At 48.8% G+C, this 18996-nt stretch carries 19 protein-coding genes, 1 pseudogene and 1 riboswitch; of the genes and pseudogenes, 8 read left to right on the top strand and 12 right to left on the bottom strand.

Features of this window, described 5'->3' with window-relative positions; genetic code table 11:
- Positions 1 to 66: 66 nt before the first annotated feature.
- On the top strand, positions 67 to 585 hold the full coding sequence (locus tag ACW9JV_RS04985; protein WP_457331956.1) for a gamma carbonic anhydrase: 519 nt from the start codon (positions 67 to 69) through the stop codon (positions 583 to 585).
- Positions 586 to 795: 210 nt separating this feature from the next.
- Here ACW9JV_RS04985 and ACW9JV_RS04980 read toward each other — a convergent pair whose 3' ends face one another.
- The 3 genes from ACW9JV_RS04980 to ACW9JV_RS04970 form a co-directional block, all read right to left on the bottom strand.
- Positions 796 to 1032 carry a hypothetical protein gene (locus ACW9JV_RS04980; RefSeq protein ID WP_457331954.1) on the bottom strand — a complete coding sequence of 79 codons (237 nt, stop codon included), beginning with the start codon at positions 1030 to 1032 and terminating at the stop codon, positions 796 to 798.
- A 55-nt stretch (positions 1033 to 1087) separates the two neighbouring features.
- On the bottom strand, positions 1088 to 2296 hold the full coding sequence (metK, locus tag ACW9JV_RS04975) for a methionine adenosyltransferase (protein ID WP_457331952.1): 1209 nt from the start codon (positions 2294 to 2296) through the stop codon (positions 1088 to 1090).
- A gap of 161 nt (positions 2297 to 2457) precedes the next feature.
- A riboswitch (SAM riboswitch) is annotated at positions 2458 to 2571 on the bottom strand.
- Positions 2572 to 2617: 46 nt separating this feature from the next.
- The gene (locus ACW9JV_RS04970; protein WP_457331950.1) at positions 2618 to 3013 is read right to left on the bottom strand and encodes a thiol-disulfide oxidoreductase DCC family protein; all 396 of its coding nucleotides are present in this window, start codon (positions 3011 to 3013) and stop codon (positions 2618 to 2620) included.
- 176 nt (positions 3014 to 3189) lie between these two features.
- Between ACW9JV_RS04970 and pckA the strand changes: the two genes are divergently transcribed.
- The 4 genes from pckA (at position 3190) to ACW9JV_RS04950 (ending at position 7506) form a co-directional block, all read left to right on the top strand.
- Positions 3190 to 4797: a phosphoenolpyruvate carboxykinase (ATP) gene (gene pckA / locus ACW9JV_RS04965; protein WP_457331948.1), complete on the top strand. Its 1608-nt coding sequence runs from the start codon at positions 3190 to 3192 to the stop codon at positions 4795 to 4797.
- Between the two features lie 126 nt (positions 4798 to 4923).
- Positions 4924 to 5922 (top strand): ABC transporter substrate-binding protein, encoded by a 999-nt coding sequence (locus ACW9JV_RS04960; RefSeq protein ID WP_457331946.1) that lies wholly within the window; start codon positions 4924 to 4926, stop codon positions 5920 to 5922.
- 14 nt (positions 5923 to 5936) lie between these two features.
- Complete coding sequence (locus ACW9JV_RS04955; RefSeq protein WP_457331944.1) at positions 5937 to 6716, top strand: ABC transporter ATP-binding protein; 780 nt, start codon at positions 5937 to 5939, stop codon at positions 6714 to 6716.
- Complete coding sequence (locus tag ACW9JV_RS04950) at positions 6685 to 7506, top strand: ABC transporter permease (RefSeq protein ID WP_457331942.1); 822 nt, start codon at positions 6685 to 6687, stop codon at positions 7504 to 7506. Before ACW9JV_RS04955 ends, ACW9JV_RS04950 begins: the two co-directional genes overlap by 32 nt.
- On the opposite strand, the gene ytkD is transcribed toward ACW9JV_RS04950, so the two are convergent.
- The 4 genes from ytkD to ACW9JV_RS04930 all read right to left on the bottom strand — a co-directional run bounded on the left by ytkD (position 7475) and on the right by ACW9JV_RS04930 (position 10122).
- Complete coding sequence (gene ytkD, locus ACW9JV_RS04945; RefSeq protein WP_457331940.1) at positions 7475 to 7972, bottom strand: RNA deprotection pyrophosphohydrolase; 498 nt, start codon at positions 7970 to 7972, stop codon at positions 7475 to 7477. The genes ACW9JV_RS04950 and ytkD overlap by 32 nt on opposite strands.
- Before the next feature lie 40 nt (positions 7973 to 8012).
- Positions 8013 to 8507, bottom strand: coding sequence for a YwpF family protein (locus ACW9JV_RS04940; RefSeq protein WP_457331938.1), 495 nt, complete (start codon positions 8505 to 8507; stop codon positions 8013 to 8015).
- Between the two features lie 95 nt (positions 8508 to 8602).
- The gene (locus ACW9JV_RS04935; RefSeq protein ID WP_457331936.1) at positions 8603 to 8770 is read right to left on the bottom strand and encodes a hypothetical protein; all 168 of its coding nucleotides are present in this window, start codon (positions 8768 to 8770) and stop codon (positions 8603 to 8605) included.
- A gap of 182 nt (positions 8771 to 8952) precedes the next feature.
- Positions 8953 to 10122, bottom strand: a complete 1170-nt coding sequence (locus tag ACW9JV_RS04930) for a MalY/PatB family protein (RefSeq protein ID WP_457331934.1) — start codon at positions 10120 to 10122, stop codon at positions 8953 to 8955.
- Positions 10123 to 10497: 375 nt separating this feature from the next.
- Here ACW9JV_RS04930 and ACW9JV_RS04925 point away from each other — a divergent pair, with 375 nt between their 5' ends.
- Entirely contained in the window at positions 10498 to 10959 is a 462-nt protein-coding gene (locus ACW9JV_RS04925) for a hemerythrin domain-containing protein (RefSeq protein ID WP_457331932.1), read from the top strand.
- A gap of 54 nt (positions 10960 to 11013) precedes the next feature.
- On the opposite strand, the gene ACW9JV_RS04920 is transcribed toward ACW9JV_RS04925, so the two are convergent.
- Positions 11014 to 12663, bottom strand: coding sequence for a BCCT family transporter (locus tag ACW9JV_RS04920; RefSeq protein WP_457331930.1), 1650 nt, complete (start codon positions 12661 to 12663; stop codon positions 11014 to 11016).
- Between the two features lie 313 nt (positions 12664 to 12976).
- Between ACW9JV_RS04920 and ACW9JV_RS04915 the strand changes: the two genes are divergently transcribed.
- The gene (locus ACW9JV_RS04915; RefSeq protein WP_457331928.1) at positions 12977 to 13483 is read left to right on the top strand and encodes a CotY/CotZ family spore coat protein; all 507 of its coding nucleotides are present in this window, start codon (positions 12977 to 12979) and stop codon (positions 13481 to 13483) included.
- A 53-nt stretch (positions 13484 to 13536) separates the two neighbouring features.
- Here the strand turns inward: ACW9JV_RS04915 and ACW9JV_RS04910 are convergent, their stop codons facing one another.
- The 3 genes and pseudogenes from ACW9JV_RS04910 to ACW9JV_RS04900 form a co-directional block, all read right to left on the bottom strand.
- Positions 13537 to 15258, bottom strand: coding sequence for a methyl-accepting chemotaxis protein (locus ACW9JV_RS04910; RefSeq protein ID WP_457331926.1), 1722 nt, complete (start codon positions 15256 to 15258; stop codon positions 13537 to 13539).
- Between the two features lie 498 nt (positions 15259 to 15756).
- Positions 15757 to 16284: pseudogene (locus ACW9JV_RS04905) on the bottom strand (NADPH-dependent FMN reductase); the annotation flags it as partial.
- Complete coding sequence (locus ACW9JV_RS04900; RefSeq protein WP_457331924.1) at positions 16284 to 17354, bottom strand: LLM class flavin-dependent oxidoreductase; 1071 nt, start codon at positions 17352 to 17354, stop codon at positions 16284 to 16286. The gene ACW9JV_RS04900 and the pseudogene ACW9JV_RS04905, both read right to left, overlap by 1 nt.
- A gap of 111 nt (positions 17355 to 17465) precedes the next feature.
- Between ACW9JV_RS04900 and ACW9JV_RS04895 the strand changes: the two genes are divergently transcribed.
- The gene (locus ACW9JV_RS04895) at positions 17466 to 17813 is read left to right on the top strand and encodes a winged helix-turn-helix transcriptional regulator (protein ID WP_457331922.1); all 348 of its coding nucleotides are present in this window, start codon (positions 17466 to 17468) and stop codon (positions 17811 to 17813) included.
- A gap of 48 nt (positions 17814 to 17861) precedes the next feature.
- On the opposite strand, the gene ACW9JV_RS04890 is transcribed toward ACW9JV_RS04895, so the two are convergent.
- The gene (locus ACW9JV_RS04890; RefSeq protein ID WP_457331920.1) at positions 17862 to 18863 is read right to left on the bottom strand and encodes an LLM class flavin-dependent oxidoreductase; all 1002 of its coding nucleotides are present in this window, start codon (positions 18861 to 18863) and stop codon (positions 17862 to 17864) included.
- Positions 18864 to 18996: the final 133 nt, after the last annotated feature.

Raw genomic sequence — 18996 nt, 5'->3', positions numbered from 1 at the left:
ACTATGATTTTTGCTAAACTTACATTAAAGAAAGGAAAATTCTATGAATGAGCAGGAGGTTTCGACATGCTCTATCACTACAAAGGGAAGTTCCCGGAAATTGCGGATTCAGCTTATATTGCCGACTATACGACCATTACCGGCGATGTGAAAATCGGGGAAGAATCCAGTGTCTGGTTTAACGCGGTCATCCGCGGTGATGTAGCACCGACCATTATCGGAAGCGGTGTGAATATCCAGGATCAGTCCGTCCTTCACCAAAGCCCGAAAAATCCCCTTATTCTAGAAGATGACGTCACGATTGGGCATATGGTTATTTTACATAGTGCCATTATCCGGAAAAATGCGCTGATCGGCATGGGCTCCCAGATTCTTGACCGCGCGGAAATCGGCGAGGAAGCCTTTATCGGCGCCGGCACTCTCGTTCCTCCGGGCAAAGTCATTCCACCGCGGACGCTGGCCCTCGGAAGCCCAGCGCGGGTTGTGCGTGATCTTACCGATGAAGACCTGAAGGAAATGCATCGTATTCAACAGTCCTATGTAGAAAAAGCCAGATATTATAAAGAAGAGACCGGGCGATGGTGAACCCATTCCCACGATGAATGTAAAAGGGAATGGAACAAAGCGGTACGTCCCCCGACATACGAATGACAAAAAGAACCCGGCTCGAGTGTCCGAAAGGATAGTTGGAAGCGTTTTGTTCAACCCCTCCTTTTGTGCAAATCAGCTGGCGCTTTGTCCATCAGCAGCCTGAAATGAAAGGTATAGTATCCGCAGGATGACGTCTTGCGGACACTACGTCGTTAACATTCGACCATAGTGGTATCGAGTGGATGGCTTGGAGCCACTAGGCACCGGTGAAAGAGTCATAGTATCCTCAAGGACATCCCTTGTGGATACTAACGGTACCATGCGGTCATCCAGTGTACCCGGCATCCTGTGACTGCACCGCTTCCGGTACGCTTCTGCTTCCCAGCATCCCGGCGGCTGCACACCAAAGACCCGAACGATGTCGGCTTCTTTAAGCAGCATGACAGACCATCGTCCGGGTTTTTATTTACTCCGTGTTATTTTGTTCCGGCCTGTTTTATGTCACTTCTCCTGCCTGGGCCTTGAGTGTTTCGGCTTTATCGACTGCTTCCCAGGGAAGTTCGACATCTGTTCTGCCGAAATGGCCGTACGCGGCAGTCTGCCGGTAAATAGGACGGCGGAGGTCGAGCATTTTGATAATGCCGGCAGGCCGCAGATCAAAGTTGTTCCGCACAAGATCGGCAAGTACATGCTCGGGAACTTCCTCAGTACCAAACGTTTCCACCGAAATCGATACAGGCCGGGCAACGCCGATTGCATAGGCGAGCTGCACTTCACATTTTTCAGCAAGACCTGCAGCGACAATATTTTTGGCAGCATAACGGGCGGCGTAAGATGCGGAACGGTCCACTTTTGTTGCATCTTTGCCGGAAAAAGCTCCGCCGCCGTGACGGGCAAACCCACCGTACGTATCCACAATGATTTTTCTTCCGGTCAATCCGGCATCCCCCTGTGGTCCGCCGATCACAAAGCGGCCGGTCGGATTAATGAAATAATTCGTTTCTTCATCCAGAAGGTGTTCCGGAACCACCGGGTAAATGACATGTTCTTTCAGGTCTTTGTCAATTTCGGCCAACGATACCTTAGCATGATGCTGGGTGGATATCACAATCGTTTCCACCCGCAGCGGCTTCCCATCTTCTCCGTATTCAATAGTCACCTGGGTTTTGCCGTCCGGGCGCAGATAAGGAACAACCCCTTCATTCCTCACTTCCGTCAGGCGGCGCGCCAGCTTATGGGATAAAGAAATCGGAAGCGGCATTAACTCCGGTGTTTCATTATCGGCATAGCCGAACATCAATCCCTGGTCTCCGGCACCAATCGCCTCCAGTTCATTTTCGGTCATCTGCCCTTCCCTTGCTTCCAGAGCATGGTCCACTCCCTGAGCGATATCGGCTGACTGTTCATCAATCGATGTCAGGACAGAACACGTTTCGTGGTCAAATCCATACTTGGCTCTTGTATAGCCTATTTTTTTCAGAGTATCCCTCACGATACTCGGAATATCAACGTATGTTGAGGTTGTGATCTCGCCGGCTACCAGAACAAGGCCGGTATTCACCACCGTTTCGCACGCCACCCGTGCGTTGGGATCCTTCGATATAATTTCATCCAGAATGGCATCGGAGATCTGGTCGCAGATCTTATCCGGATGACCTTCTGTTACTGATTCTGATGTAAATAAACGTCGTCCATCGGTTGACACGTGTACTGCCCCCTCTTCGTACTAGATTCTTACGGCACTCATTCCCCTATCTTTCCTATTAAAGACGAGCAGGCGTAAACAGTGTTCCTGTCAGCTGAAAACATAAAGACCCCTTTTTCCATGGCGAGGAAAAGGGGTCTCGATCCGTTCACCTTTTTCGCCTCTTATCTTCCAAGACGTTATTCCGTCTTTCCAGGTTAGCACCTTTGCCTCTGTAACAGAGGATGGTTGCCGGGCTTCAATGGGCCTGTCCCTCCACCATCTCGGGATAAGAGTATCCGTTCGCAGTCTATCGTAACGCAGAACAGGTTCCCTGTCAAATCAGGCGCCGGGAACACCGCACGTTCCCGAACTGCATGACTTTCCGGACAGTCTGTGGCGGTTGCGTGCTACCAGCCTGTACACTCTCCTGCCTGCACAGTCCACTCCCGGCAGCTGCAAAAGCGGCGATACCCACTTTCCGGCTGGGAGCAGCTGTATGAGTCGTTTCACGGCGGCAAAACCGGTATAAAGATAGGTTCCGTTCTCAAGCATATGCATCGCTTCCTGTACATTCCGCCCTTTTAAAAATGGGTAGTCTTCTAATATACCAGGTTCCTGAATATCCCGCCAGATAATTTTTCCTGTCCGGTCCCCTTTTTCTATGATTCGTTTTGACTCTCTGCAGATGCCGCAGCTCTGGTCATAAAAAACGACGATGGCTGGTTCATGATTCAAAGCTAACCCTCCTGCCTTCATTTCTTTTAGTATAACATATTAAAAATATGGATTGACTGCCTGGAATTTGAGAAAAGAATAACATTTTATAATAAAAAGTATAGACTGTTTAATGAAATGTGTTATACTAATTTGTAATTAAGATAATAATTTGATCAAAGAAAGGATTTTCCGCCATGATGTCGACTCGTCTTTCCACCTCCCTAACCCGTCTGCTCCAAGGAGAAAACGTGAATATGGACCTCCCTGTTTCCCGTTTGGTGGAAGCTTCTCTGTTCCGCCGGGAAGGTGTCCTTACTTCCAACGGGGCCCTCTCTGTGGAGACAGGAAAATATACAGGCCGGTCCCCGAAAGACAAGTTTATCGTGGACGACAGCACCTCCCGCGGACGTATCGACTGGGGGGAAGTAAACCGCCCGATCAGCAGAGAAGTGTTCACGTCACTGTATGACCAGGTCCTCCATCATTTAAAAAGCCAAAAAGAACTTTTCGTCACAAACGGGTCGGCCGGCGCAGACTCTTCCTACCAGCTGCCGATACGTGTCATTAATGAATACGCCTGGCATAATCTGTTTGCCCGGCAGCTGTTTCTCCGCTCCGGCAGTCCTGAAAATGAAACCGGCCGGGAGCCTTTTACGATTATCAGTGCACCGCAGTTCAAGGCGGATCCGGAGCGCGACGGCACTTCTTCGGAAACGTTTATAATCATATCTTTTGAAGAACGGGTTGTGTTGATCGGCGGCACGGAATATGCCGGTGAAATGAAGAAGTCTATTTTTTCCGTGATGAATTACCTTCTCCCTGAGCAGGATGTGCTGCCTATGCATTGTTCAGCCAACGTGGGAGAAGAAGGAGACGCCGCGCTTTTCTTTGGTCTTTCCGGGACGGGAAAAACGACGCTGTCCGCTGACCCTAACCGGTACCTGATCGGGGATGATGAACATGGCTGGTCTGATAACGGCATCTTTAACATCGAAGGCGGATGTTACGCCAAATGCGTGAACTTGTCACAGGAAAAGGAACCTCAGATCTGGAACGCGATCCGTTTTGGAACGGTGCTGGAAAATGTCCATGTCGATCCGGACTCGGGCGTTCCTGATTACACACACACTGCTTTAACTGAAAACACACGCGCCGCCTACCCGCTGGACAATATTCCAAACGCTCTGGAAACAAGCCGCTCCGGGCATCCGTCGACCATCATTTTTCTTACGGCTGATGCATTCGGCGTTCTTCCGCCGATCAGCCGGCTTACGAAAGAGCAGGCGATGTATCATTTTCTGAGCGGTTACACGAGCAAACTGGCCGGTACCGAACGCGGGATCACCGAACCACAGGCCACCTTTTCCACCTGCTTTGGGTCGCCGTTTCTGCCGCTTGATGCTTCCGTCTATGCGGAAATGCTGGGAGACAAGATGGAGCAGCACGGAACAGAGGTGTTTCTTGTCAATACAGGATGGTCCGGCGGTCCTTACGGGGTCGGCAGACGGATGGATCTGTCCTACACGCGTGCCATGATTCAGGCAGCGTTGGAAGGAGATCTGCAGTCATCTGAAACAATGCGGGAGCCCGTCTTCGGCCTGCACATTCCACTGCAGTGCCCGGGCGTACCGGATGAGCTTTTGCACCCGGCTTCGACATGGAAAGACAAAGAAGCGTATATGGAAAAAGCCAAAGAGCTGGCTCGTCTTTTCGAAGAAAATTTCCACTCCTTCACGAACGTATCAGACGCTGTGAAAGATGCAGGTCCCTCAGTCCAGACCGCTGAAGCAGCAGGTTATTAATAATCCGCATATACCAAAATAGATTCAAACAGTCCCGGGGACATAACCTCCGGGACTGTTTTTTATTCCGCTTGAGCACGGGGTGCAGGCTTTTGTCATAGGATGCATTACAAGGAGGTGGAAATGATGAAAAAAAGGATACGGAGCCTGCTTTGCGGTGTGCTGATCGCCGGAATGGTTCTTGCCGGCTGCTCCTTCCAGCAGGACGATACCACCACTGTTGAAGTCGCCGAAGTTACCCGGTCTATTTTCTACGCACCATTGTATGCCGCTGTCGAAAAGGGGTTTTTTGAAGAGGAAAACATAAATATAGAGCTGACTACAACCTGGGGCGGCGATAAAACCATGACCGCCCTGCTGTCGGACGGTGCGGACGCAGCGCTTGTCGGTGCGGAAACCTCGATCTATGTTAATGCCCAGGACCCCGCGGAACCTGTTATTAATTTTGCCATGCTCACCCAAACCGACGGCACCTTTTTAATGGCACGGGAAGAACCGGAGGATTTCCAGTGGGAGGACCTGAAAGGCTCGGTTTTTCTCGGACAGCGTAAAGGCGGTATGCCGCAGATGACGGGAGAATACGTATTAAAACAGCATGATATCAATCCAAATCAGGATCTGGAACTGATACAGAACGTGGATTTCGCCAATATCGCCAACGCCTTTGCCTCCGGAACAGGGGATTATGTACAGCTTTTCGAACCTCAGGCCACCAAATTTGAACAGGAAGGAATTGCCCACATCGCCGCCTCGTTCGGAGAAGAATCCGGGCCTCTTCCTTACACGGTATTTATGGCAAAACAAAGCTTTTTTGAAGACGACGGAGAAACAGCTGAACGTTTCACACGTGCGCTGTATGAGGCACAGCAATGGATCTATGAAGCACCTCCGGAGGAAATAGGGAAAGTGCTCGCTCCTTACTTTGATGACACGCCGGAAACGGTTATTGCCGATGCGGCCGAGCGGTACCGCAGCCAGCATTCTTATGCCAAAACCCCGCTGCTTCCGGAAGAAGCCTGGAACAACCTGCAGAATATTATGGAAGAAGCTGGAGAACTTCCGGAACGGTCGGATTACGAAAAATATGTAGATACGAAAACAGCAGAAGCCGTTATGGAGGAATAAAAGGAGGAGGCATCATGCTTCGGCTCAAGGAAATCGAAAAAATATATTTCACGGACGAACACGCAGTGCGGGCAGTTGCCGATATTTCCCTTACCATCAGGGATGGAGAATTCGTTTCCCTGATTGGTCCGAGCGGCTGCGGTAAAACCACACTGTTATCGATGATGGCCGGTCTGTTAGAACCCACATCCGGAGCCATTTTTATGCATAACCGGAAAATGTCCGGCTATTCGAAAGAAACCGGGTATATGCTGCAGGAAGATTACTTGTTCCCCTGGCTCACCATCCGTGAAAACGTGGAACTGGGTCTGGTTATTACAGGTATGCATGACTCCGGAAAAACGGAAAGCACGATGAACCTGCTGGAGGAGCTCGGACTGAAAGATAAAGCAGATGCCTTTCCTTCTGAACTGTCCGGCGGCATGCGGCAGCGGGCCGCGCTGGTCCGCATGCTTGCTCCGGATCCGTCTCTGCTGCTGCTGGATGAACCTTTTTCCGCTCTGGATTACCAGACCAAACTGAAATTGGAGGATCTTGTCGCCGGAACGCTGCAGGCACAGCAGAAGACCGCCGTTCTTGTCACCCACGATATCAGCGAAGCCATTGCCATGTCAGACCGCATATTTCTGTTAGCGTCCAATCCCGGCACCCTCTATCAGACGTTTGATGTCCCGGAAACATTTCGAAGCCGTTCTCCCTTTGAATCCAGGAATCACCCCTCCTTTCACTCTTACTTCCAGCAAATATGGAAGGAGTTGGAGAATGTTGAAACACAATATCCAGACTCAACATAATCGGTACCTTCAGCAGAAAACAAGGCAGAAACGCCGGATTGTCAGTGCCCAATTATTGTTTGCCGTCTTGTTTTTCGCCGTATGGGAAACCCTGGCGCGGGCGGCTTGGCTGGACCCCCTCATTTTCAGCATGCCCAGTCAGATCGGACTATTGTTCATTGAAAAGATAAGCGACGGCTCGCTGCTCGTTCATGCTTCTGTCACCTTATCTGAAACAACTGCCGGATTTCTGCTCGGGACGGCAGGGGGTACAGTGACTGCTTTTCTGCTTTGGTGGTCCCCCTTTTTTTCCAGGGTATTCGACCCTTACCTTGTCATCCTGAACGCCATGCCGAAAGTGGCACTAGGCCCCATTATTATTGTTGTTTTCGGGCCCGGGATTCCTTCTGTTATCGCCATGGCCTGTCTGCTTTCGATTGTTATTACAACCATTGTCGTGTACCATGCGTTTCGACAAGTGGACGACAACTACAGAAAAGTGCTTCTAACGTTCGGAGCCACCAAAAAGCAGTTGTTTCAGTATGCCGTGCTGCCTGCCTGCTATCCAACGATTATTTCCACGATGAAGGTAAACGTCGGATTGGCATGGGTAGGGGTTATTGTCGGTGAATTTCTTGTTGCCGAGCAGGGGCTCGGTTACCTGATTATCTACGGTTTTCAGGTGTTTCAGTTCCGGCAGGTCATGCTCAGCCTGCTCATCATTGCCGTACTGGCCGCTGTTATGTATAAAAGCATTGAGGCGGTGGAACGATTCTTAATCAGTCGGAAAATCCGTCGGAAGGGCCGATAAGTTTTCTTTCTTTTATCTGCTGCAGTGCTTTAGGCAGGACATCATCTTTCATGATGAAACTATAATTTCCGCCCGGATTCCGCGGAAGATAACGGATACGAACCGGTCCCATCGTTTCCATATAATCTGATTTTCCCTCTATTTTATGGACATCGGCAAAATAGACATTTTTTACAATCGTTTCCGCCCGGCCTTTTACTTTATACTGACCGATCTGGGTGATATGCTCCACGATTCCGCCGGTTTCTTCCCATACTTCCCGTTCAGCGGCCTGTTCCGCTGTTTCCCCGGCTTCCACTTTTCCTCCCGGGAATTCGAGGCCGCGGCGGGGGTGGCGGGTCAGCAGCCACTGCTTCTGAAAACGGCAGATCACCCAGACATGACCCGGCCGGCTGGAAAACGGAGATGCATCAAAGGCCAGCTCCACTTCATTGTTGTAATAATCCCGAAACGTGAAAGTTTTCATCTTTGATCGTCCTTATTTTTTAATTGCGCTGAAATGGTTGCTACTTTCCATCCTGCCGCGAAGAGAAACTGGAGAAATCCTCATAAATACGTGCTGCTGCCTGTATGGACCATTTCTCCTGGTCTTTCTTCCTGTCGGTGAACTCTGACAGGATCGCTTCTCCCGAATATCCTTCCCCGATCAGTTCTTCAAGAATCAAATTGGACACATCGTCTTTGCCTGCTGCCATGGCCGCGTCAAACATGACACTGATATCTTTTTCAAGGGAAACAATCTGTCTCACTTTCCCCGACATGAGCGCAGGATCATTATGTTGATCGGTAATGATAACTTCAAGCACCATTTGTTCTTCTGTGTCCATTTTCGAACGAAACCGTTCATCCTCCTGTTGCGGCAGAACAGCTTCAATCAGCCAGGTTCTGTCTTTTTCCTCCCTGTTTATAATCAACCCTTCCTTCAATGGAACATAATACGGCTCAATATTCTCTTCTGCTTTCAGCAGCAGGGTCAAAGAGACAAGACGGAACGTTTTCATACTGCTGTTACTCCTTCCTCCGTATAGTGAAAAAAGCTGTCTTCCAAAAGGGGGCTTTGGGGGACAGCTTTTTCACCGCTTCTCCACTTTATTTCCTAACTTTCCGCCTTCATCATCAAACGCTTCTCCATCCCGGCCCTGTCTTGCTTCCGCCGGCTGTCTGCCATCCATTGGATCAGTTCTTTCTCTTCAACTGTCAGTATACGTCCAAGCTTGCTTTCAAATTCTTCCTGAAGCTCTTTTGCAACATCGTTTTGCATCATGAACCAGGCCCCTTTTCATACGCACAGAATGTTGAAGGAGGTTACACGTCTTTAAGACAAAGAACGAAACATCTTGTACTAGGTAATATATTCGATACTTTTTTCAATAATTCCTGCCCTCAGAAAAAACTTCATGCATTTACTTTTTACTTAAAAGTTCATAACACGGCACTGCATAATTTCTATGCAGTACCCATCCGATCACGGGCGGCTTTCAGGCGGCGCAGGCCTTCATCAAGCGTCTCACGCGGACACGCAGCATTCATCCGCACAAAACCTGCTCCTTCACTCCCAAAAATAGGGCCGTCACTAAGAGCAAGCTTCGCATCCCGGCGCAGCCATTGCTCCATTTCTTTGTTCCCCATATTCAGTCCGCGCATATCGATCCAGACTAAATAAGTGCCTTCCGGTTCAATCACCTTCATTTCAGGCATAGCGGACTCAATATACGTACTCATATGCTTAACATTATCTCTTACGTAGTTCAGCATCTGCTCCAGCCATTCTTCGCCGTGCCGGTAGGCAGCCTCGGCAGCAGCACTCGCAAATGGATTGTCAATGCCGACAAATTCCCGCTGCAGGTGGTTCTCATACGCCTGCTGAGAGTCCCCGTTTTCAAACACAACATAAGAAAGCTGCAGAGAGGCCAGATTGAATGTTTTACTTGGTGCGAGGCAGGTGATCGTCTCTACATTGTTTTCCGCTGCCACTTTGGAAAAAGGCAGGTGCTCCCCTTCCAGCACAATATCCGCATGAATTTCGTCTGATACGACCAGCACCTGGTGTTTTTCAGCCAGTTCCGCCACCTTCGACAGTTCCTGTTTTGTCCATACCCTGCCGATCGGATTATGGGGACTGCATAAAAGCAGCATCTCCGCCTCTTTCATTTTTTCCTCCAGATCCTCAAAATCCATCGTAAAACCTTGTTCCGTTTCTTTTAAAGGATTACGGGCCAAAGTTCGTTCGTTATTATGTACCAAGGCGTAAAAAGGATAGTACACGGGAGGCTGAATAATAATCCCGTCTCCTTTTTCCGTGAAGGTCTGGATAATGTGGCTGATTGCCGGTACCACACCGGGAGTGAAAACAATTTGGTCGTTGGATACATCCCAGTCAAACCTCTTTTTAAGCCATGCCGATGTCGCATCGAAAAGGGGTTTCGGCCGGCGGTGATAACCGAATATGCCGTGATCGAGCACTTCCTGCATGGCGTCAAGTACAGGTTTCGGCGCCTGAAAGTCCATATCCGCGACCCACATCGGCCAAAGATCGTCGGCTCCGTAACGATCCGGATAAAAATCCCACTTCATGGAATTGGTTTGATTCCTATCTATTACGTCTTGAAAATCCATTTCTGTTCCTCCTTGTCTGCCGGTCGGCTGCCGAACGATAATTCTTCTTCATTTAGTGTGCCTTTTTTCGCCATTTTTTGCAAGCTTTCCAAACCGATAAGAGGAGATGCCCCGGCGGACATCTTCCCTATGTCTCAAGCCGTCTGCGAATGCTTCTTGCCGGTGCGGACAACACAGCAGAGAGAAGGCTGCAGCCATTAGTCTCCTCCATATCTGCCTGTGTTGTGACCGCCGGCAAGCAGTACGAATCCAAGAATCTTCATCTTCAACAAGCCGGTTCTCTACATCCTGTGGATAGGCACATGCTGGCTTATCATTTATACTACCAGTAAGACTTGCTGTGAGGCAGGACTGCTGAAAAAAGGAGGGCGATCTGTGGGAGATAAAAAAGGGATAAAAAGACACAAATCATTATATTCGCTATCCCACCACCATCATGAAGGATTGTTTTTAGCTCTTAATCTGCGGCGAGTTGAAACAGAAAAAGCACGTTATTCTATGGAACAGGTTGCAGCCGATGTGAAAAATTTCTGGATATCGGGTGGAAAACAGCATTTCCGTGAAGAAGAGGAGATCCTGCTGCCGGCTTATGCAGAATACGAGTCGGTGGATCTGCCGGAAATCAAAACGATGCTGACTGATCACATCCGTATACGGGCTCTGATGACATCTATCATTAAGAGCGCTGAACCTTCGGTGGATAAGATGCACCAACTCGGAGAAATACTCGAAACTCATATCCGCCTGGAAGAACGAGTTATCTTTCCTTATATTGAACAAACACTTCCGGAAGAAAAACTTCAGGAACTGGCCCAAAAACTGCAAGAACAGGAGTGATTGGGGTATAAAAAGGGATGTCTCTTAAAAAGACATCCCTTTTTTGTCGTAACATTATTTATTGGTATCGTTGTCCGTTTCATTATTGGCTTCATCGGTGAAGACATCTTCATCAATCTTCTTTTCGCGCTGAAGGTCTTCCAGTGCCGCGAAGATCCGCTGTCTTTCAAGCGGCAGCGATCCTTCCCGAAGTTCTTTACGCAATGCTTTAAAGAGGCAGTATACCATCAGAAGCATCACAATCATAAATGGAAAACCGCCAAGGAAAGACGCCGTCTGCAAGGCACTCAGTCCTCCTGCAAGAAGCAGAACGATGGCAAACAGCCCTTCAATGGTACCCCAGGTAATACGGACGCCAAGCGGTGGGTTCGGATTCCCTTTGGTCGTCAGCATGCCGATAACATACGTACCAGAGTCAGAAGATGTCACAAAGAACACAGCAACGGAAATCATCGCTACCGCGATCAGCAGCCCGGATAACGGAAACTCTTGCAGCAGAGCAAAGAATCCCTGTGCTTCATCTTCGAGTACGGCATCCAGAATGTTAACACCATCAAAATGCTGTTTAAAGAGAGCCGCACCGCCGAACACACTGAACCAGACCATGCTGACAGCCGTCGGCACAAGCAGCACCCCGATGGAGAAACTGCGGATGGTGCGTCCCCGTGAAACACGGGCGATAAATGAACCGACAAACGGCGACCACGCGATCCACCAGGCCCAGTAGAAAATTGTCCATGCTTCATACCAGCCGTTTCGGTCACCGTTTGTTGCATCCATACCAAAGGACATGAAAATCAGATTCTGAAGATACGTTCCGGTGGAATGGGTAAGTGCGTTCAGAATGAATAAAGTCGGACCGATCACAAATACGGTAAGCATCAGCAGCCCGGCGACACTAAGGTTAATCTGGCTGAGCCATTTGATCCCTTTATCGATCCCGGTAGAAGTCGATATGATCGCAAGAATAGTTACGACTACAACAATACCGACCCATAATCCCTTATTATTCGGAATGCCGAATAACTGCTCCAGGCCTCCGCCGATCTGCATAACACCAAGACCAAGAGAAGTGGAAATCCCGAGAAGTGTAGCAAGCACACCGATAATGTTCACGATATTGCCCCAAGTACCGTTTAGATTATCTCTACCGAGAATCGGCTCCAGCGTGGAGCTCAAAAGCATCGGCAGCCCTTTGCGGTAGGAGAAATAAGCAAGTGCACACGCAACCACGGCATAAACAGCCCATGGATGAAAACCCCAGTGGAAAAACGAATATTGCAGGGCGGTATGTATAGCCTGATCAGTTCCTCCTTCACCAATAGGAGGGGCATTATAATGATTCAGCGGTTCGGAAACACCCCAGAAGAGCAGGCCGATCCCCATGCCGGCGCTGAACAGCATTGCAAACCAGGAGCCGGTCGAATATTCCGGTTCTTCTCCGTCTTCGCCCAGTTTGATCTCGCCGAGCGGACTCAATATCAGATACACCGTTACAACCAGAAAGACACTGGCACCTAGTATAAATCCCCACCCGAGTGTACTGGTCATCCAGCCAAAGGCAGTATTCATATAGTCGCCGAAGCCGGGCAGTGTTATACCTACGATGACAAACGCCGCGGCCAGAATAAATGAAATAATAAATACCGGAGCTTTTAACGATTCACCAAACGTTTGAAGCCCTTTTCCAAAATTATTATCCACGTTTTTCCTCCTTTTAAAATGTATTTGGATTTAAATCACTATCCCCTACAGACTAGGAAAAATGAAGAAAGGTTACAAACACTGTAAGAGCACGTATCAGAAGCTGAACATTCGTGATTCGTCAATATCAGTCACATACCTCCATTATTTGCACAAATGACGATTATATTCATTATAGCGCCTTAAAGAACAATTTTCTCCGTCTTAATTTTCTGTTCTTTTAGAATTTTGCGTGAATGGTGAATTTAGGTGAAAACCCTCCGCACCATATGAAAAGAGTATCTATATAATGATAGGGAAAGGAGGGAATCTCATGGGAAATCGTAGGAAAAGAGAAGAAGAAGAAATGGAAGAAGCCGCGCGCATGGAAAACAAAAGAAAAAAAGAAAACTGCGTTTGTGATGCGCTGATTCATATAAAGAAAGCCCAGGATGAAGCGGAAGCATCGATGAGCGGGCAGTGCCGTAACAGCTGCTTTAACACGTTATTAAGCGGTAATGGAAACAATAACGGCCGGGATACCGTTCCTTTCCTGCTTCAGCAGAAAGACGGAACCTATTTTCATGCGATCGGAGCACTGGGTGAAAATGACTGCTTTCAGACGGTTTTCTTCCGTGTGGAAAAAGTGTTCAAAGAAGACTGTTGTGCGATATTGTCATTGCTTCGCCCAGACTGCATGATCGAATTTAATAAGTGCTGCGTGGATCCGGAATCACTATGCGGTATAGATGAATTAAACCGTACCCGGGACTGCATCCATGTCGACCTGGACTGTTTCTGTGCGGTGCAGTGTCTGGATCCGGATCTTGTGGACAGCTGAATTAAAAAATAAAACGAAGGAACTGTTTTTTTATGTTCCTTCGTTTTATTTTCTTATAAAGAGAAGCGCTTGATTAAAGCATCCATCTGATCTGATAGTTGAGACAAGGACCGGGAAGCTGCGGCGATCTCATGCATGGATGCACTCTGTTCCTGTGCGGTAGAGGCTGTCTGTTCAATGCCTGCCGCTGATTCTTCCGTCGTGGAGGCAATTTCGGCAGCAGAATCACTCACATTTCCGCTGTCCTCCCGTACGTGGGACAAGGTCGAAGAAACGTGGTCAATCCGGTTCTTCATCTCATTCATGGCGCCTGTAATTTCTTCAAAGTTCTCCCGGGTGATGTGCACCTGGCGGCTTCCTTCTTCCGCCTGCTCATATCCTGATTCCAGCGAAGTAGTGACTGCCCGCGTGTCACGCTGTACCCCTTCTATAATGTCAGTGATTTCAGTAACGGATGTTCCGACTTGTTCCGCTAGTTTGCGTACTTCATCGGCTACGACCGCGAAGCCTTTCCCGGATTCTCCGGCACGCGCCGCTTCAATCGCAGCGTTTAAAGCAAGCAGATTGGTCTGTTCCGATATTTCCTGGATGACATCCACCAATTTTGATATTTCTCCCGATCTTTTATCCAGCTCCCTCGTTTTCCCGACCGATTCTGCCACGAGCCGGCTCAGCTGGTCGATGTTTGCGACAGCCGTTTCCATCTGCTTCCTCCCCTCTTCTGCGCGTTCCACGACATGGCTGGAAGTTTGTTGAAGGGTTTCTCCGTCTTCATAAGCACCTTGAATCTGTTCATTCAGCTGTTTCATCCGGGCCGAAATATCCGACGATGCCCCGGCCTGCTCTTCTGCGCCGGCCGACAGTTCTTCCATCGTCGAAGCAATTTGTTCCGACCCGGAACGTACCTCGTCGGAAGACTGATTCAGTTCCCGGCTGCGGCCGTTTACTTCCTCGGATATCTCCTGAATCTGCCGGACCATATCCCGCATATGATCAAACATCGCATTGCCTGCAGCCGCCAGTTTTCCAATTTCATCATCCCGGTTCATCTGCATTTTATTGACATTCAGATTACCTTCTGCCAACTGCTCGTTCATCACTACGAGCTGATCCACCGGTTTTGTAATATGCCGGATTAAGAGCCAGCCGAGAATAAACACAGCCGCAATGGAAACGACAATCACGCCAATCGATAGAAACATCATCCGGTCATTATCAGCGTGAATCGTATCCACCGTCTGTACCGCGGCGGATTCAAGACTCTGCTGAAGCTGATCGATTTCGGTTCTGGCATTCTCAAACGTTGTGCGGATTTCTTCCATTTCGGCAGGCTGTGCCTGCATGGTTTCCTGATCCATGATACTGGAAGTCTGTTCTTCCCAGGCAGCAAGCGATTCAAAAAAACTATTATAGCGGGATTCCACTTCCTGGCTGCTGATGCCGGTATCCGATTGTAAAATAGTCCGGGCTTCTTCCATCCGTTCGTGCACCTGCGCCGTATTTTCCTCGTAAGCCGCAGCCGCTTCCTCTCTCCCATCCTCCGACTGGAGGGCGGTTAAAAACGCCTGATCCGCCTGATAGAAATCACGGTCGGCATTCAGTAAATAAAACGTCGATTGATATAATTCATCGTATAATTCCCGCTCCAGCTGCTGAGCGCTTTGATTCATATTGTAGATAAGCATGCCGCTCACTATAACAATACCGGCCACTGCAGTCATTAAAATAAAATATAATTTCGGTCCCAGGTTTATTCGATTTACCCATTTTTTCATAGCAATCCCCCATTATCCTTTACCTTTTATATCGGACAGCAGAGGGTGTTTTTTTACTAAATTTCTGAAAATTAAACCTGTTTTCAACATTATTCGACAATTATATGTTTATCTTGTGTTTTAAAACCGTTTTGCTATAAATATAAAATCCCTCTTCCATCCTACCAAAGGAAACAGCCGGGCACCTGCATATAAGTGACCGGCATGTAAGGCGTATATTCCGGCAGATGCTCGAAAAAGGGTTGCTGGAAGCAGCTTCCGGAGAAAAACGAATACGGACATACCGCTTAAAACAGCAGCGCGGACATTGAGTGCCTTATTTTGTTGTTTTGACCAGTTTTTTTCATGTTCACGGACACCTGTTCCGTTAACAGCCATAAACAAGAGGTCGGGGACGGCAAAAGGCACAAATAGCGGCACCGATGTCCGAATATACCTGGAAAACTGCTGTTTTGAAGTCAATAGCGGAACAGATTTCCGAGCCAACACTCTATCTCCGGCGGTCACTTCCGCTCTTCTTTTCGTATCTTCCACAAGGCGGTCAATCCGGAACAGCACGTCATCATTAACAATCTCTTTCCGGTGAAAGTTTTCCTCTTCAATAAACACATAGCCCTGCACTATTTCAGCTTTCATGTAAGCGAGAATTGGTTTCAGCTGCTGTTCGGCAATGAGGTAATGCTTCGCTGAGCCTGCGGTAACAATCATGCTGACTGTTTTATCACGCAGGCCGTCCCCGGGAAGCAGATCGAACACATTTTTCAGCGGTGCCGGGATGGAAGCCTGAAATACAGGAGTTCCGATGACAAGAGCGTCAGCTTCCATGATCATCCGGACCACATACCCGGTATCTCCATCGTAATCAAGGTAGTGGCGGCCGTCACTGAACTGGATGTCATGGTCCGCCAGGTCAAGCAGCGTAACAGCTGCCTCCGGGAATATTTTCTGAAGGGATTGCACGGTATAGTCCATCGCGGTCCGTGTTTTCGAACCTGCAATAGAGCCGGATAACGCCACAATATTCATCACTTATTTCCCTCCTGTTTTGCTGTATGCTTCCGGACTTCCGGGAGAATATCTGTTGCTATGATTTCAATGTTTTTCCGCAATTTATCAAATGGCATGCCGCCGAAATCGATCTGGGCGATATAACGCTGATGACCGAATACTTCATGCTGATAGAGAATTTTCTCGATAATTTCCTGGGGACTACCTATATTCATGACACTTCGTGTATCGGCTCCCTGGGCGAAAACCTGCTTCGAGAAGCCCTGCCCGTTCGTGCGTTTCATCCCCTCATTGATATGGGGATACATGTCACGGAGAGCCTGCTGCGATGTCTCAGCGGCATAGAAAAAACCGGCGGTTGCAACCGGAAGTTTTTCCGGTTCATAACCAGCCGCTGCCGCCGCTTCACGGTAGGCATCAATGGTCCGCTTAAAAGCAGTCACCGGGCCGCCTAAATGGGCCATGAACATCGGCACTCCTGCATATCCTGCTTTCATGGCACTCTGCGGCGTGCCGCCAACCGCCCTCCAGATCGGAAGCCTGCCTTTCTGCGGCCGCGGCAGCACTTCTGCGTTCCGCAGCGGAGCCCGGTAATCTCCGTTCCACGTAATTCTTTCCTGCTCATTAATTTTCAGCAGCAGATCAAATTTTTCTTCATACAACGCTTCATAATCACGGATATCATACCCGAGCAGGTCAAAAAGTCCGATCCGGGAAGCACGCCCGGCAACGATTTCGGCCCGCCCCCTGGAAATAAGATCTACTGTCGAGAAATTTTCATACACCCGCACCGGATCCGATGTGCTGATAATCGTGGAAGAGCTTGCCACCTTAATATTTTCCGTCGCCTGAGCGATACCTGCCAGCACCACCGCGTGCGCCTGGGTGACAAAGTATTCCTGATGGCTTTCTCCGACACTGAAAAAATCGATGCCGGCTTCATCTGCCAGTTTGGCATATTCAATAATGTCCTGAATGCGCTGTTCTGCAGAAATCCGTTCGCCCGTGTGGGGATCCGGCAGATGATCACCTAACGTATAAATGCCGAACTCCAGACCTTTACTCTCATCTATTCCATAATCTTTCATTATGTCACCAGCCTTTCCTGTGCCATGTTATTATAGAAGATACAGTATGAAAAAAGAAGTACGCACTTCAAAGTGGCATAGTACCCTGTATGATACCTTGGAGGAGATAAAATGGAAAAAATACCGGAACAATGCCTTGTCGACGATGCTCTCAGTATTTTAACCGGAAAATGGAAACCTATAATTCTGCTTCACCTGCTGCAGGAGGGCACGCAGCGTTTTAATGAGCTGAAACGGAAAATGCCCGGTATCACGCAGAAAATGCTGACCAAACAGCTTCGCGAACTCGAAGAAGAAGACATTATTGAACGTACCATCTATCCCCAGGTTCCGCCGAAAGTGGAATATGCGGTTACAGAATACGGACAAAGCCTGGAACCAATTCTCGAAGCCATGCATGAATGGGGAAGGAATCACGCCCTTCATAAAAGAAAGAAACAGGCACAGTCCACCACTTAGAAAAAACGCCGGTGCATCCATTGCATCGGCGTTTTTCCCTACTTTTCGTTACGTAGAAACTATTTCTTTCAGGATGTCATAGGACCGCTTCTGTTTTTCCTTATCATAAATATAGGAAACGGCCATGAGCTCATCCACATTGTATTTTTCCTGAAAACGTTGGAGCTGTTCCTGTACCGTCTCTCTGCTTCCCAGAAATGTCATGCTCGACATGGAAGCTGCGGCTTCTTTTTCGCGGGAGTTCCAGATCTCGTCCATGTTATCAACCGGCGGGCTTAACGGCTGTCTGTCGCCTCTGACAACATTCAGGAAAAACTGCTGCATCGTTGTCTGCTCCCGGCGCGCTTCTTCGTCTGTTTCTGCGGCAATGACATTGGCGCAGATCATCATATAAGGTTCGGCCAAATAATCGGATGGCTGGAACCGCTGCCTGTAAATCGATATCGCCTCTTCCATATGAGCGGGCGCAAAATGGGCGGCAAAGACATACGGGAGACCAAGTTTGGCTGCGAGTACTGCGGAATCAGTGGACGAACCGAGAATATAAATCGGAATATTCGTGTCGATGCCAAGGTCTGCTTTCACGTAACCCTGCTCTTCTTCCGGTCCGAAATACGTTAGCAGCTGCTGTACGTCTTCCGGAAATGAATAAACGGACTGGTCCGTTTTGGAACGTCGCAGCGCGGAGGCCGTCAGCATATCGGTGCCCGGCGCGCGTCCCAGACCGAGATCCAGGCGGTCCGGATAAATGGTCGCCATCGTTCCGAACTGTTCGGCGACAACGAGCGGAGAGTGGTTCGGAAGCATAATCCCGCCGGAGCCGATACGGATGCTCTCCGTATGTTCCAGAGCGTGTTTCATCAGGATGGAGGTAGCGGAACTTACGAGTGTTGCTGTATTATGGTGCTCGGCAATCCAGTACCGTTCATATCCCATCTTTTCCACAGCCTGCGCAAGGTCCACCATCGAATCCACCGCGTCTTTTTTGGATTCTCCCTGCCGGACTGGTGCAAGATTTAAGACGGAAACCGGAATATTTATATCTGCCATATAACATATCTCCTTTTCGAATGAAACATTTCCTTTACTCCGGTATTATAACACCACGGCTTCCCTTTTATTGTAATTCTGCTCATATTCCGGGCCGCTGTTCGTTCCAGCCTTTAAAAGAAGAGCTGTCCGG

The organism is Salibacterium sp. K-3, assembly GCF_054052005.1.
The sequence above is the reverse complement of the archived record's forward strand: the minus strand, read 5'-3'. Positions and strand labels throughout refer to the sequence as shown.